Origin of the sequence: Pseudomonas sp. 11/12A, from assembly GCF_000800055.1 — a bacterium.
Taxonomy (GTDB): domain Bacteria; phylum Pseudomonadota; class Gammaproteobacteria; order Pseudomonadales; family Pseudomonadaceae; genus Aquipseudomonas; species Aquipseudomonas mohnii.
Map to the genome: position 1 here is coordinate 6,298,354 of NZ_JUGV01000001.1, position 14,435 is coordinate 6,312,788.

Sequence of the window (14,435 nt, forward strand, 5' to 3'; positions counted from 1 at the left end):
TATGCAAGCCAGCCAATGGACGACGGATTTCATTGTTATAACCGCAGTGCTCGCACTAGGCTCGGCGCTGCTGGGTTACTTCGCTGCGGCGTTGCGCCAGGGCAAGCAAGCGGGCCAATTGGCCGCCCAGCTTGAACAGGCTCTTCAGGCCCAAACATCAGCAATCGCTGACCAGGCTTCTTTGGCGGAGCAGCTTAAATCAGCACAGACAAGTAGCAATGAGTTGCAAGTTGCAGAAAGCGGACTGCACGCGCGTTTGCAGTCGACCATCGAAAACATGGAGCGACTACGCGCAGAGCAACAGGAGAGCAAGGACGTCTCTGCTACGTTGCAGTTGAAGCTGGAGGATGCGAGTCGGCAGCATTATGAAACCGCCAAGCGCCTGGAAACTGCGCAAGCTGAAGGGCGGGCGCTACTGGAGCAGGTCACCGATCTGCGTGACCGCCTAGCTGCTGCGCAAACATCGATGCACTCGCTAAATGGCGAGCGCGATGCTCTCAAGGCCGAGTTGGCTAACGTGGATGCCAGCGCCAAGGTGGCAGCAACGGGCGAGCGGGAGGCGCGTGAGCTGCTCGCCGAGCTCCGGCAGAAGTTGGCCGATCAGGTTCAGCAATACAACGAACTGCTGGGGCGATATCAGCCGCTTAGTAATCAACATGCGGAGCTCAATACATCCCTGCAAAAGCGAGAGGAGCTGGTAGCTGAACTACGTGATCGCTTAGGCCAGACTCAGGCTACCAATGAACAGCTGCACGCAGATCGAGACCGCCTCAAGGATGAGCTTGCCATTGAGGGCAAGCGAGCCCAGTCTTTGGAAACCTCTGAGCGTGATGTGCGTGAGCAGTTAAGCGAAGTAAAGTTGGCATTGACTGAGCGAGCGCAGGCTAACAATGCGCTTCAGGAGCGTCTTAGTGCGTTGTCCTCCGAGTATACCGAGCTCAAGACCACACTGCAGAAGCGTGAAGAGCACTTCCAGGAGCAGATGCTTCAGCTCGCCGATACGCGCAAGTCGTTGACCCAAGAGTTTGAAAACCTGGCCAATAAAATCTTCGAGGAGAAGGGCAAGACCTTCACCCAGACGAGCCAGACTAGTATCGATGGCATGCTCAAGCCGTTCCGCGATCAGATCGAAGGGTTCCAAAAGCGCATCAATGATGTTCACGATGCGTCTCTGCAAGGCAACACCAGCCTCAATGCAGAGATTAAGAAGGTGCTGGATATTGGTTTGCAGATGAGCAAGGAAGCCAACAACCTGACTTCGGCGCTCAAAGGCGACTCCCAGCAACGTGGCGCCTGGGGTGAAGCACAACTGCGACGCACACTGGAGATGAGCGGACTGATTGAGGAGGCGCACTATGAGGTACAGAGTGCGTTCAAGGATGCCGAGGGTAAGAGCAAGCAGACCGACTACTTGATCAAAATCCCGGACGGCAAGCACATCATCATTGACAGTAAGGTTTCGCTGGTCGCCTATGATCGTGCGGTCTCGGCCAGCACGCCGGAAGAATACCAGCTAGCGATGGTCGAGCACGTGAAGTCTGTGCGCAGGCACATTGATGATCTGGCCTCGAAGGATTACACCAACCTGGTCGGTATGCGCAGCCCCGGTTTCGTGCTGATGTTTATGCCCATCGAGCCAGCCTATATCGAGGCCCTGAAGCACAACAAGGATCTGTTCGAGTACGGCTACAAGAAGGGCATCGTACTGGTTTCACACACCACGCTGATTCCCATTCTGCGTACCGTCTCCAATCTGTGGATGATCGAACGAAGCAACGCAGAAGCCCGTGAAATCAGCGAGAAGGCCGGCGAGATCTACAACCAGGTTTGCATTGTCGCTGAGCGACTCAGCAAACTTGGCGGTACCCTAAACACTGTCAGCAACCACTACAATGACACCGTTAAAGCCCTGGCTGGCAAGCAAGGCCTTTATGGCAAGGTTGAACGCTTCAACAAGCTGTCGGCCAAGGTCAGCAAAACACTGCCGCAGCTTGACCCCACCCATATGGACTTCGAAGGTGATCGACTGTCGCTCATCGTTGAAGCTATTGAGGAAGCTCCTGCGTCAAACGAGCCTTTGCCCGCTGGCGCACACGATCCTTTTGCTGGCGATGTGGCCGCGCAGCAATAACCCCCGAATTCTGATCAAGAGAAGTATCTGAAATGCTTACCGGAAAAATCCGCAACGATATCGACAAGCTCTGGGAAAAGTTCTGGACTGGCGGTATCACCAACCCGCTGACCGTGATTGAGCAGATCAGCTACCTGATGTTCGCACGCATGCTTGACATGCAGGAAGACGTGGCCGAGCGCAAGGCCAATCGTACAGGTAAGTCTTTCGATCGCCTGTTCCCCAATACGCCGGAAGGCCAGCTGCTGCGCTGGAAGAATTTCTACCACAAGAGCGGCAAGGAGTTGCACACCCACATCAAGCAGAACGTCTACCCGTATTTCGCCAAGCTGGGTAAGCAGTCAGATGCGGTGGACGGCCTGGGTAAGGAAGGCAGCGCCTTGGAGGGCCTAGGACATATCGGCGAATACATGCAGGACGCCGACCTTGAGATCAAGAACGAGTCGGTGCTGGCATCTGCAGTGGAGATGGTCAATGCGCTGCCGCTGACCGAGAGCGACGTAAAAGGCGATATCTACGAATATCTGCTGAGCAAGCTGACCACCGCCGGCATTAACGGCCAGTTCCGTACGCCGCGGCATATCATCGACACCATGATCGAGCTGATCGCCCCGCAGCCGACCGACGTGATCTGCGATCCGTCTTGTGGCACCGCTGGCTTCCTCGCCCGCACCATGGAGTATCTCCACCAGGTGCATTCCAGCGACGCGGGCATCTTCACCGACGAGGATGGCAATCCGCATTACAGCGGTGACCTGCTTGAACCGTACCGCGAACACATCAACAAGCATATGTTTTGGGGCTTCGATTTTGACACTACCATGCTGCGAGTTTCCAGCATGAACATGATGCTGCACGGGGTGAACGGTGCGAACATCCGCTACCAGGACACCCTGAACAAAGACATTCTGGGAAAATACCCTGAACAACAGGAAAATTTCTTCGATGTGATCCTCGCAAACCCGCCATTCAAAGGCAGTCTGGATGAAAGCAATACCAATCCCAGACTCACTGAGTTGGTGAAGACAAAGAAGACAGAGCTGTTATTCGTCGCCCATATCCTGCGCTCGCTCAAACTAGGCGGCCGTGCGGCGGTGATCGTTCCGGACGGCGTGGTGTTCGGTGCCAGCAAGGCGCACCAGCAATTGCGTCAGGAACTGCTTCACAACAATCAGTTGGAAGGCATCGTCAGCCTACCCAGTGGCGTGTTCAAACCTTATGCCGGAGTCAGTACTGCCATCCTGATTTTCACCAAGGGCGGCAGCACCGAACGTGTATGGTTCTATGATCTGCAGGCCGACGGCTACTCCCTGGACGACAAGCGTACAGAACTGAAAGGCGAAGGTAGCAGCGACCTGCCCGATGCCATCGCCCAGTGGCAAAAATACCGGCAGATGGTCGAGAGCAATATCAGCGCCAGCACCATCAACGCTGTATTCGGTGACAAGAGTAAAAAGGCCTTTGTCGTTTCGGCCGAAGATATCGCTGACAACAAGTACGAACTCTCCATCAATCGCTACAAGGACGTGGTGTATCGGCAGGAGCAATACGAAGACCCGAGGGTGATCCTGAAAAGGCTCAAGGGGTTGGAAGAGGAGATTATGGCGGATCTGGATGCATTGGAGGAGATGCTGTGAGTTGGCCATTGGTTAAGCTTGGAAGCCTTGTGATAGAAGAGCGGAGTGGCGCCTCACTGACTAGGGATGAGTTTACAGATACGGGTGTCGCTGTTGTGCCTAAGAAGGCGATTAGTGAGTCGGTTGATCTTTTAGATAATACACTTGTTTATACTAGTCTTGAAAAGTTCGTGGCGTCAAAATCGGCTCATGTTTCGAATAGGTATCTAATCACTACGCTTAGAAACCTGAATCCAGATGGGTCTACTCTCGGACTTATCTGTCGGAACAATATTGCTGGCGAATTTATGTTGGCTCAAGGTATGCACGCTTTTTTATTTGATGAGTGCGTTGACAAAGATTATTTATGTTATGCAAGTCGCCGGCCTGAGTTTAGGGCGGCAGTTCAGAGAGTAAAGGTGGGTAGCACGCAGGTCCATATGCGCGCAAGAGAGCTTAAAGAAATAGAAATCCCATTTCCACCCCTACCCGAACAAAAGCGCATTGCAGCCATCCTCGACAAGGCCGACGCCATCTGCCGCAAGCGCCAGAAAGCCATCCAGCTCACCGACGACTTTCTCCGCGCCGTATTTCTGGACATGTTCGGGGATCCGGTTACTAACTCGAAAGGTTGGCCGCTAAAGTTTCTTAAGGATGTGAGTGGGAAAATTGGTAGCGGTTCTACCCCAAGAGGTGGTTCGGAAGCTTATTTTGATCAAGGGATTTCACTCATTCGTAGCTTGAATATCCATGACGATGCTTTCCGAGTGAAAGATTTGGCTTTCATTAATGATGAGCAAGCCGCAAAGCTATCAAATGTTGAAGTTCAGAAAGGAGATGTCCTGCTAAATATTACTGGAGCATCTGTATGTCGATGTGCTGTTGTTCCTGAAGTGATTTTGCCCGCTCGTGTAAATCAGCACGTTTGTATCATTCGTCCAGCCGATGACATTGGTACAGACTATTTACTCCATCTTCTGATCTCTGCGCCCTTCAAGCAAAAGTTACTGCGTATGTCCGGAGCTGGTGCTACAAGAGAAGCTTTGACTAAACAGCAAATTGAGCTTCTAGAGATCCCTGTTCCGCCTAAAGCGCTGCAGCTCGATTTCGAAAATATCAAGGCAAAAGTAACAAGTGTTGTAAAAATTTCCGATGAGTTTAAAGAAGGATCTGTTTTTGACTCTCTCAGCAATAAAGCGTTTTCTGGCCAGCTGTAGATAGGGAAATCACCATGCGGCTCAAGTCCGTCACGCGCGGCCATTTTTACGGCTACCGCGTCACCACTGCCAACCCACCGACGAAGCCATGACCGGCACCGTCGACCGCGACGACTATGGCAAATCGACCAACCTCGAAGCCCTGGCGATTTTCTTCGAAACTGAGGGCGCCAAGGCCGACAGGAGCGATATGAACGACTGCAGCCGGGCAGAAGATGTCGAGCAGTTCGAGCTTGCCTGCCAGTTCGATGGCCTGCCTGCGGCGCGTCTACGGTCAGCGTCTTCTTGAGCGCCAGCGCCGCACGCTTATTTGCCGGTCACGGGCCGGCTTTATAGATAACACAAGAGCACAAACGCTATGCGTATTACGGAAATCGCCCTCACCAACTTCCGCTCTTTTCAGGCCACTCAATCCATCGCGCTGGCACCAGTCACACTGCTGTTCGGGCCGAACAGTGTGGGCAAAAGCTCGGTGTTGATGGCGCTGTTCTATATCCAGCAGATACTGGAAAAAGGGCAATGCAACGCTCAGCGGATTGATGCGCTGGGTGAAAAGCACATTGGTGGATTCAAGAGCCTGGTCAACGGGCGGGACATCGGGAAGCGAATAGTCATCAAGCTGACCCTTGATAAGTCCGGCTCCATCGGTTCCAGCTACAACCAGATCGTGGATCTGATAGGGGACGATTTTGGCCTACCTGTCGACAGTCCCACGGCTGACGCCAACCGCCTGGCTGTGGAGTTTCATATCGCCTGGTCGAAAGCCAAGGATATGGCGTATGTGGCTTGCTACAAGGTTTGGCTGGATGACAGCCTGATTGCTGAGCTTGCCAGCGATGCCGGCCTCAAGCAGCCGGTTATTACCTGGATCAACTATCGGCACCCTGCGTTGTTGACCGAGGCTGACCAGAACGATTACGCAGACGGGGACTTTATCAGCCGCCTGCATGAGCTACTCAATGCCAATCGCATGCCCGAATTGGTTGCTAGAGCGGAGCAAGGGCAAAACGAAGAGATTTCATTCTTGCACGCTGTCATCGGCTTCGAGGGGCTCCCCGGTGCTTTGCCTATGCGGGGTAAGCGGCTTGAAACAGTGGTTGATGCAGATGATCCTATCCTGACGGCGCGTCTGCATGAAATCCTGTCGGATGTGGTTGTCGCTCCCCTCGATAACCTGTTGGCATTGCTCAAAGATAGCCTGTGCATTGGCCCATTGCGCCTTATCCCGGACGCCCTGCATCAGCCCAATCCCTATCCGCAGCAGAAGGACTGGTACTCCGGTGCTGCCGCCTGGGATGTAACGGCCCGTCTGAACCCAGCCAAGATTGCTGAAATCAACTACTGGTTGAATGCCTCGGCTACATTAAATCTCGCCTATTCGCTGCGCTCGAAGGCTGCAGTCAGCCAAATCGTGTACTCCGGCGGTGGCGATACGCTTAGTGAGCTGAAGGCATTCATTGATACTTTTGGGGAAGAGCTCAGTCTGAGCGTTAGCGGGGCAGATGAGGATGGCAATCCGCTGCCAGAGGATCGTCCAATTGACCTTGGCGTGCTGAAGAAAATCCTTGAGTCAGAGATGACGGCTTCTGAAGCCAAAACTCGACAACGGGTTGATAAGGAGCATCACCGCAAGTGGGTGCTGTGGGATGACCTCAACAACATTGAGGTGGCCTTTTCGGAAGTGGGCGTCGGGGTTTCTCAACTGTTCCCGCTTGTTGTCGCAGCGGTGCAAGCCAGGCAGGGCATCATTGCTTGCGAGCAGCCTGAGCTGCATGTTCATCCGCGGATTCAGGTCGGCATCGGCGATTTGCTGACGCAGTCCAAAAAGCAAAGCACGTTCCTGATTGAAACCCACAGCGAGCACCTCATCCTCCGAATCTTACGCCGAATCCGTGAAACCTCTGAGGGTGAGCTGCCGGAGGGACTGCAGTCCGTTTGTCCAGCTGATGTCTCAATCGTCTATATGGAGCCAGGAGGAGCCGGTGTCAGAACCAGGTGTATCACGATTGATAGCTCTGGCGAATTCACCACGCGCTGGCCCAATGGCTTTTTCGCTGAACGTGGAGAGGAACTGTTCTGATGCACGCCATATTCGCCATAGAGCCGGAAGCCATAAATAATTGGAAAGACCTGCGCTATGCCTTGGAGAAGTTCGGCTATAGCAAGGGGCTGTTAATTGCGCGCTATCCGAAAAGCTGGATGAAGATGGTAATGGACGCTTGCCGCTCAAATGGGGTCGGCGATGTTGAGTTGGCGCGAGTTGAGGAGAAATTGCGAATAGTCAGGGAAGATCGTCTTGTGCGGATGGGGCTGCCCTACGAGGGGGCTAATTGGCTTGAAAGTGTCAGGGCTGAATCTGTTTTAAATCAGCTATCTGCGGTATTGGTAAAAGATCAGCCTATTTTAGATAAGCTTCATAGCATTGATGATGCTCACGAAAACCTCTTTAATGATCGACGGGAAGTTCGTGTTAAGCGTAATGCGATTGCGCTAGCAGAGGCGGCTAAGTATGTACTTTCAGCCTCGGATCAAATCGTGCTTGTGGATCCCTATTTTCAGTCTAGGCGAAAATGTACAAAAGTTCTTGTTTCTATGCTCCATATTTGCCAGGTAAATGGAACAATACCGAGTCAGGTGATTATATTTTCAGATTACGGTAATGATTCCCGTAGCTCGGCTGTGGTAAGGATGGAGTATGAGGAGCTGCTTAACGCATGGATTGAGCAAGGAGTCAGATTCACCGTTTTCCGGGTGTCAGGCGATCAGTTGGATCAAGATTTTCATGCGCGCTACCTGTTTAATCAAAAGGCTGGCCTGCGCTTTGATCGAGGTTTTGTTGAGCCCGAACCTCATGGTGAGCGAGAGCATGACACTGACGTGATTTGCATAGATACGGCAGTTGTCAATGAACTATCTTCTCGCTTCATTGAGAAACGGGAGTGCTTGAAAATTATTGATGAGATCACGTTTTGAGGCGCTGAGGCTTGGCGGTCTTGTGCTGGGGCAGGAAATGCATCACCAGGTAAGGTGTTGTGTCTCACAAGCCATAGCCCACGTTGAAATAGCCAAGCTCGCGGAGCAGCCTCCGACCGAGGATGACGTAAGTAAATATTTAGCGCGGGGGGCTTTCTGTAACCTATGTGGTTATGTTAATCGATTCTTGGGACGTACCCAAAAAGGGTTTCTACTCCGCTAGCACTGAGCGGTTCGGAGAGGCATAGAGGTTGGCTAAATGGCGTTTGATTTAAGTAACACCTTGGTCGTCGGCATCTCCGCCACTGCGCTGTTCGACATGAGCGAGTCCGACCAGATGTTCAAGGCAGCACTGGAGGCTAACCCGGAAAGCGTGATTGACAACTATCGCCGCTACATGCAGGAACATGAGGACGAGCCGTTGGCACCAGGTACCGGTTACCACTTGGTGAAGGCGCTGCTCGCGCTCAACCGGCATATGAAAAGTGAAGACCAGTCTCCGCTGGTCGAAGTGGTGGTAATGTCGCGAAACAGTCCGGATACCGGGATCCGCGTGCTCAAGACCATTCGCCGCGACAAGTTGGCGATCACCCGCTCGGCGTTTACAGGCGGCGAGTCGGTGGCCGATTACATGGATGCCTTCGATGTAGATCTGTTCCTGACCACCAACGTGGAGGATGCGCAAAAGGTTATCGACTCCAGGCAATGTGCTGCGGCGATCCTCAAGGCGCCGCCAGCCAACGCTCCACAAATCCCTGAAGGCCAGGTTCGCATCGCCTTTGACGGTGACGCCGTGCTGTTCTCCGACGCCAGCGAGCTGGTCTACAAAACCCAGGGTCTGGATGCCTTTCAGGCTCAGGAAGATGCGCTGCAACACACGCCCATGGAAGAGGGACCCTATGCGAGCCTACTGATAAAACTGGCCAAGTTGCAGGAGCGTCTGCCCACCGGCGGTAAAGATTCACCAATTAGAATTGCCATCGTTACCGCACGGAACTCTCCGTCGGAGATGCGCGTAATTAACACCCTACGCGCCTGGGGCGTGTACGTCGACGAAGCCTTCTTCCTCGGTGGCGTTGGCAAACCCAAAGTTCTCCGAGCCTTCAACCCGCACATCTTCTTCGATGATCAGGATGTGCACTTGGAAGCAGCTGCCAATTTGGTTCCATCTGGCAAAGTGCCGTATCTGACCAAGTCGGGCCTGGCAGGCCTGCTACCTGCTTCGGTTGACTAGGTTCGTCTATACGCATGCAAAGGAATGTCCACGTCAGCGCAGAAGTACTCGGTTAACCAGCACCTGATCGAAACCCTGTTGAGCTGGGTCAAGTACGGCGAGATTGCCATTCCGGAAATTCAGCGCCCCTTCGTCTGGGGACCCACTAAGGTGCGTGACCTGATAGACAGCCTGCATCAGGGGGGTTGTGGGATTACATCATTGCCTGGTGCAGCCCGACGAGGAGGCTGAAGGATGGTTCCCAGGCCGAGGGCAAAAAGGTACTGATCGACGGGCAACAGCGGGTACGGCACTTACGGCTGCCATCGCCGGCCAGCAGGTGATCAACCAGGACTACCAGTAGGAGCGTATTCGCATTACTGCTACCACGTCACCGAGGTCGAGTATGCGGGGCTGACCGCCATGCTTAAAAAGTCTCTGACAACTGATAGCCCCACGCGGGAGCTCCATGTGGTGTCCAGTTTTTGTTTGTTCGTATGTGCTCCATAAACCCCACCTATCCCAACATGGGTCAACGGTTTACTGTGGAACTGCTCGCCTGAGACGCCGCAGTAAAAGGTTGCCTTATCTTGAGGTAGGTATAGTTCGTGGCTCGGTTACGTTCATTTTTTTGCGATTTTGTTTACACAGCCTGTACTGCGACTTCCTGTGTGAGGTTGCCACACTCAGAAATTATGAAACCACGTACTGAATCTTCCGTAATTACCGCCTGAACTTGACTTGACTTTGGTTGAGTTCCTGTGAGGTGTACTAATAGCATACCGGAGTCCAGCTTCGGAGTGCTGGCGTAAAGATTTCTTAACGTCTCAATCCGATTTTGCACATGATCTATCTCGTCAGCATATGGTAAGGACGTGAAAATCATCACCCTATAGCTACAGCGAACCAACAGCAACTTGATATAGTCTTCAACAACATTTTTCATTACTCCGTACGCTGATGATGCACCGACGCCGCCTAGTTCAGACTCTGCTGCCAAATGCACGCTCAAAGCCGGACTTGCCATGGATAGAGTTCGTGGTTGAACAATTTTTTTCGGGTCAAAATTTGTAACTAAAATATCCGTGAGATACTCGCTGCCTTCTGCATGACTACATAAAACTGTGTGGTTGGTGCTGAAATAATGTCGGAAGAATACTTTAATGCATTCCGTTATGTCCTTCGTCAAGCGTGGTGAGTGTGAAATAAGATGATCACGCAGGCTTTTAAATAATTTTTCGTAGTCAGTGGTGATGATCATAACGCTAAACTGCCTATGGCGGGATTGCATTGTACATGACTTTCTCTGTGTTCAATGCGGGGCTCTTTATGGATAATGTAATTTTATTATTTTTTAATGAGCTCAGAGAGCAAAGTTAACTTGATGCTACCCGAGCAGTGGCTGGATGGTGAGGATATTGAGCTTTTCTGGCCGGTTTTGCCTGTCACGACTAGCCGATTCGGGTTGTTTTTTTGCCATTGCGCCGGTGTTTTTCGAGCAGGTTTATCCACAATAGGATATCCACGCTGAGATAGATGAAGTCGGGCAGGTGAACTTGGAAGGGGTGCCTATCCACGATTCGAGCGGCTGATCAGCATTTCTCGGTCATTCCCTATTCGTTTCCAGATCAACAGAGCGGTGAGCCGATAGTAATACCGGGTGGCGTCGGAGTGATCTTTCAGGCGCTGAGTGAGAAACCAGCGCACATGCTTGAGCTGCCAGGTCCAGGGATTGTCTCGTTGCCATCGTTGTTGAATGGCCGCTTGCATGATTCGGGCTTGCCGTAGGTGTCGTCGCTGCGTGACCTTCGAACCGGTCAGTACGCCGCTCAGGAACAGCGCCATATCGAAGGGCTTGGTCACGCTCGACCTCCAATGTAGGCCGAAATCACATCGATCCGGTTATGCCCGAGTTCAACGCTGATTTGTTGTCGCGCCTGCTGATCAAGGTCGCGGTCAATGCGATAGCAGTGACCACCATTGACCGGTGCGGCGTGGCCAGTGAGCTGCTCGTAACGTTCGCAGGCGTAGGCCGCTCGCAGTTCATGGAAACCCTTCAGCCCGTGTTCATGCAGCGTTTCGCGGGCGGGGAGTACGGTCTGTTGCAGGAACACGGAGTAGCTTTCGTCTCGGGCCAGCAAGTTGCGGCTGCGGGTCGGCGACGCATGACGGGCCAACTGCAGCGCCACCTTCACCTTTTCATTAGCATCGACCCATCGCGGTGCTGAAGCCCCTGAGCGGCCACCTTTGGTGCCGTCCTGGATGTTGATACGGCCAAAGTGTTCGGCTTCGCATTGCAGTTGTGGCAGGTCAGCCAGGATCGCTTCGCGCAGGCGCATACCGGTTGTTCGGGCCAACAGAACAATCGCGGCCACGCGCTCGTGTTGCTGTTCGCCAAGTGCCTCGAGTACTCGCCGCACTTGTTGGTGGTCTTGGCCATCCGGCGCGCGGGTGCGCACGTTCGAGCGCTGCTGTCCCAACGCCTGACTCGGGCTGGCGATCCTCACGTCCTGATCACCGCGCAGCGCAGCGAGGGTGCGGTTGACGCTGCTTAGGCGGTTCTGCGCGGTAGCGATGCAGAGTTCACCTTGCTGGATCTGCTGGCGCAGATACGCGGCGTAGTCTTGCAGCGTCCGTCGATCGATCTGACGTGCATCGTTGTAACCGGGGCCGTCCACTGATCGACACCAACGCACGAACGCTTGCCAGCGATCGCTATGTGCTCTGACCGTGGCGAAGTGGCCGCCGGCAAACAGATCCTCTAGCGCTTGTGGGCCGGCGTAGCTCAGCTGGCGGCCATAGCCAAAGTTGCGACCATCACGCCGACCGACCAGAGCCATCGTCATCACCGTTTTCATTTGTTTGCAGAAAGAGCAGCAGGGCTTTCCAGTGAGGACTGAGCCTGTCCACCTGCTGCCAGTGTGTCGGGCGGATCAGTAGGGCGTTCTCCTGGTGTTCCAGCAGTGCGCCTTCCTCACGCAGTTGCTCGATCAGCAGGGCGATGTTGGAGGGGGCAAGAGGTGGAGTGGCGACAGCGGCGACAGTGGCGACAGCCCGTGACATTCCTGGCCTGGCGCGTGGCGACAAGGTGGCGATAGAAGCGGCGACACGCCGTGTTTCTGGTTGCGATTGATGTTGCGCCTGGTAACTGCGCACCGCGTCATTGAGGCGAAACATGGCGGACCTCGAAAGTTTTGGCATCGCGACTGTTCAGCCAGTTATGTGTGATCAGCTCGACGAGCAGTGTGGCGGTGTGATGGCTACTCTTGCGGGCAAAGCGAGGGCCGTTGCGATTGAGATCGCGGATGGTGAATTGGGTCCAGCCTTTTTGCGTCAGCCAGCGCAGCAGTCGATCCGCTTCCTCACGTAAGGTGTTGATTGGCTCTTGTTCTGTCAGGCGTTGGATCTCCGCCAGGTAGTAATCCATCAGTGTTGAGGCGCGTTGAATATGGGCCTCACTCACTACATTCGCATCTTCAATAACCGCGAGCACACCGGCGATGCGCAGCACATTGGCCGCCGCTTTTCCTGCGACGGATTGGACGCCCGCCAGCTCACCGAACTCGCCAGACTGGCATTCGATGGTGTCGTGAATATCAATCCAGGTAGTGCGAGCGCTGGGCGTCAGTTCCAGCCTGGCGGGGTTAAGTGAACCGTCTTTGTGCAGCGACAATGGCTTATCCAGCAGGGCGGTGATGCGCGTTTGGTAGCGCTGGACCTTGGTATCTCGCGTTAGGTCGACTGCCTTGTACAAGCGTCGGCCGACCAGACGTTCGGGCCAACTGATCAGGCAGCGGCCCAAGATACCTTGGCCATTGATCACCGGGTCTTTGAGTAGCCGGTTGGCCAAGTAAGGCTGTAGCATCAAATGCAGGCTGAGGCGGCGATCATAGGCACGCAGGCTTTCTCCGGCCATGGAGCGCGCCCGGTCGATGGGGCTGCCATCCCACAGTGTCGACAAGGTGGTGATCGCCTTAAGCAAGTTCTCTTTGCTCATGGTGCTGCCGCCCAAGAATTGGCCACCTTCATCATTGAACAAGCCCATGCTGGGCAAGCCATGGCACAGACTTTTGATCAGGGCCTCAATGGTGGGTTCGGCAATAATCAGCCTCGGCGGGACTGGCTCAGAGAGTTCGCTACCTTCCGCCTCCGCGTGTTTCTTTGAGGTTTTGGGTTTGGCCATGATGCTGGTAGCGGCGCGATAAGCTTTGAGCTTTTCCGCATACAGGGTCCACTGCTGTCGTTCCCAGTCGCGCGCCGTCTTCAGTGCCAGATGATCCACCGCGCTTTTGCGATCACCCGAGGACGCCACCGTCAGCAGGTAAAGGGACAGCGGATAAGTTCGGCCGTCGAGTTGGACGTTGGCATGACCCTGGCTCACCAGAGCAGCGCTGGCCAGCACCGATTGTGCAGCCATAGCGCAGGGCACGCCGATCACCTCGGCCAGTCGTTCTACCGCAGGGCCCAGCAGTTCCCCGAGTGCTTCGACCGGGTAGGTCAGTGGCGTCTGCTGGCAATCCAGCAGGGGTTGTGGTGGTTCGAACGCTTCGCACAGTTGCATCGCCATTCTCCTGAGATGATCGGTTTCGTCCTCACTCATCCCGCCACGGTTGTTGAGTGTTATCAGGGATTAAGGCCCCTGCGACCTGTGAGGTTTGTCCACTAACGCGGGACTGACGGCTCCTTACGGCCGGGAGCTTGGGCATCTCATGATCTGGCCTCCTGAACACCGATACCGGTGGGCGGGTGGAGGCTGCACTGGCTGACGAGACCAGTGCCGCGAGATCCTGAGTCGGGTAAAAGCAGCGATGTGATGACCGGGGCATGCCTGACTGTCAGTCAGGTGCAGTCCATTCCTTGGTCTGCGGCACCATCATCTGCAGCGCTGTTGCTGGTGACAGCGGCGTTTGTCACGCCGATTGTCACGAGGAGGATTGCCGCAAGGCCTTGTGCGATGAGGGCTGCAGCAGTGTCAGAAGCGCCCGTCTCTTTTCTGGAAAAGAGACGGGCGAACGGTTGGCGCAAAACGTTGGCCGAGCAGGTTCGTTGCTGCAGGGCTTGAGGGGTAGCGGACTGCCGCACTAGGCGGATCGTTTAGAGGGCGTCCATCACTCTGGCGAATGACCGTGCGAGCCTCCGGGCGCGAATCGCACTTTGGGATGAGCCACCGTGTTAGCGGCATGACCTTGAAGGCTCTGGTCATCTGGGGGGCTGCCGAAGGCAGCGCTTTGAACCATCGTTCTATCGGTCTCGCGGATATGGGTCAATTGGGTGAGGGCACACGG

At 54.4% G+C, this 14,435-nt stretch carries 12 protein-coding genes; 7 read left to right on the forward strand and 5 right to left on the reverse strand.

Annotation, left to right across the window (positions count from 1 at the left end):
- The first annotated feature begins 1 nt into the window (after position 1).
- The 7 genes from rmuC to GQ39_RS28725 all read left to right on the forward strand — a co-directional run bounded on the left by rmuC (position 2) and on the right by GQ39_RS28725 (position 9,171).
- Positions 2–2,131 carry a DNA recombination protein RmuC gene (rmuC, locus tag GQ39_RS28695; RefSeq protein WP_236693126.1) on the forward strand — a complete coding sequence of 710 codons (2,130 nt, stop codon included), beginning with the start codon at positions 2–4 and terminating at the stop codon, positions 2,129–2,131.
- Between the two features lie 32 nt (positions 2,132–2,163).
- Positions 2,164–3,768 (forward strand): type I restriction-modification system subunit M, encoded by a 1,605-nt coding sequence (locus GQ39_RS28700; RefSeq protein WP_047537300.1) that lies wholly within the window; start codon positions 2,164–2,166, stop codon positions 3,766–3,768.
- Positions 3,765–4,964, forward strand: a complete 1,200-nt coding sequence (locus GQ39_RS31030; protein ID WP_052193665.1) for a restriction endonuclease subunit S — start codon at positions 3,765–3,767, stop codon at positions 4,962–4,964. The genes GQ39_RS28700 and GQ39_RS31030 overlap by 4 nt, the downstream gene beginning before the upstream one ends.
- Before the next feature lie 88 nt (positions 4,965–5,052).
- A complete protein-coding gene (locus tag GQ39_RS28710; protein ID WP_047537303.1) occupies positions 5,053–5,253 on the forward strand; it encodes a hypothetical protein in 201 nt (66 codons plus the stop codon).
- 69 nt (positions 5,254–5,322) lie between these two features.
- Positions 5,323–7,044 carry an AAA family ATPase gene (locus GQ39_RS28715; protein WP_052193667.1) on the forward strand — a complete coding sequence of 574 codons (1,722 nt, stop codon included), beginning with the start codon at positions 5,323–5,325 and terminating at the stop codon, positions 7,042–7,044.
- A complete protein-coding gene (locus GQ39_RS28720; RefSeq protein WP_047537306.1) occupies positions 7,044–7,937 on the forward strand; it encodes a hypothetical protein in 894 nt (297 codons plus the stop codon). Before GQ39_RS28715 ends, GQ39_RS28720 begins: the two co-directional genes overlap by 1 nt.
- Before the next feature lie 259 nt (positions 7,938–8,196).
- Positions 8,197–9,171, forward strand: coding sequence for a 5'-nucleotidase (locus GQ39_RS28725; protein WP_047537309.1), 975 nt, complete (start codon positions 8,197–8,199; stop codon positions 9,169–9,171).
- Positions 9,172–9,793: 622 nt separating this feature from the next.
- On the opposite strand, the gene GQ39_RS32745 is transcribed toward GQ39_RS28725, so the two are convergent.
- From GQ39_RS32745 to GQ39_RS28745, 5 genes are all read right to left on the reverse strand, one after another.
- Positions 9,794–10,411: a hypothetical protein gene (locus GQ39_RS32745; protein ID WP_152614028.1), complete on the reverse strand. Its 618-nt coding sequence runs from the start codon at positions 10,409–10,411 to the stop codon at positions 9,794–9,796.
- Positions 10,412–10,719: 308 nt separating this feature from the next.
- Entirely contained in the window at positions 10,720–11,013 is a 294-nt protein-coding gene (locus GQ39_RS28730) for a hypothetical protein (protein WP_047537312.1), read from the reverse strand.
- The gene (locus GQ39_RS28735; RefSeq protein ID WP_047539257.1) at positions 11,010–11,990 is read right to left on the reverse strand and encodes an integrase domain-containing protein; all 981 of its coding nucleotides are present in this window, start codon (positions 11,988–11,990) and stop codon (positions 11,010–11,012) included. Before GQ39_RS28735 ends, GQ39_RS28730 begins: the two co-directional genes overlap by 4 nt.
- Positions 11,968–12,327 (reverse strand): hypothetical protein, encoded by a 360-nt coding sequence (locus tag GQ39_RS28740; protein WP_047537315.1) that lies wholly within the window; start codon positions 12,325–12,327, stop codon positions 11,968–11,970. Before GQ39_RS28740 ends, GQ39_RS28735 begins: the two co-directional genes overlap by 23 nt.
- Complete coding sequence (locus tag GQ39_RS28745; protein ID WP_047537318.1) at positions 12,311–13,711, reverse strand: YfjI family protein; 1,401 nt, start codon at positions 13,709–13,711, stop codon at positions 12,311–12,313. Before GQ39_RS28745 ends, GQ39_RS28740 begins: the two co-directional genes overlap by 17 nt.
- Positions 13,712–14,435 lie beyond the last annotated feature (724 nt).

Coding starts and splice junctions, on each gene's coding strand:
- rmuC (WP_236693126.1), top strand. CDS start 2: ATGCAAGCCAGCCAATGGACGACGGATTTCATTGTTATAACCGCAGTG.
- GQ39_RS28700 (WP_047537300.1), top strand. CDS start 2,164: ATGCTTACCGGAAAAATCCGCAACGATATCGACAAGCTCTGGGAAAAG.
- GQ39_RS28710 (WP_047537303.1), top strand. CDS start 5,053: ATGACCGGCACCGTCGACCGCGACGACTATGGCAAATCGACCAACCTC.
- GQ39_RS28715 (WP_052193667.1), top strand. CDS start 5,323: ATGCGTATTACGGAAATCGCCCTCACCAACTTCCGCTCTTTTCAGGCC.
- GQ39_RS28720 (WP_047537306.1), top strand. CDS start 7,044: ATGCACGCCATATTCGCCATAGAGCCGGAAGCCATAAATAATTGGAAA.
- GQ39_RS28725 (WP_047537309.1), top strand. CDS start 8,197: ATGGCGTTTGATTTAAGTAACACCTTGGTCGTCGGCATCTCCGCCACT.
- GQ39_RS32745 (WP_152614028.1), bottom strand. CDS start 10,411: ATGATCATCACCACTGACTACGAAAAATTATTTAAAAGCCTGCGTGAT.
- GQ39_RS28735 (WP_047539257.1), bottom strand. CDS start 11,990: ATGGCTCTGGTCGGTCGGCGTGATGGTCGCAACTTTGGCTATGGCCGC.
- GQ39_RS28740 (WP_047537315.1), bottom strand. CDS start 12,327: ATGTTTCGCCTCAATGACGCGGTGCGCAGTTACCAGGCGCAACATCAA.
- GQ39_RS28745 (WP_047537318.1), bottom strand. CDS start 13,711: ATGCAACTGTGCGAAGCGTTCGAACCACCACAACCCCTGCTGGATTGC.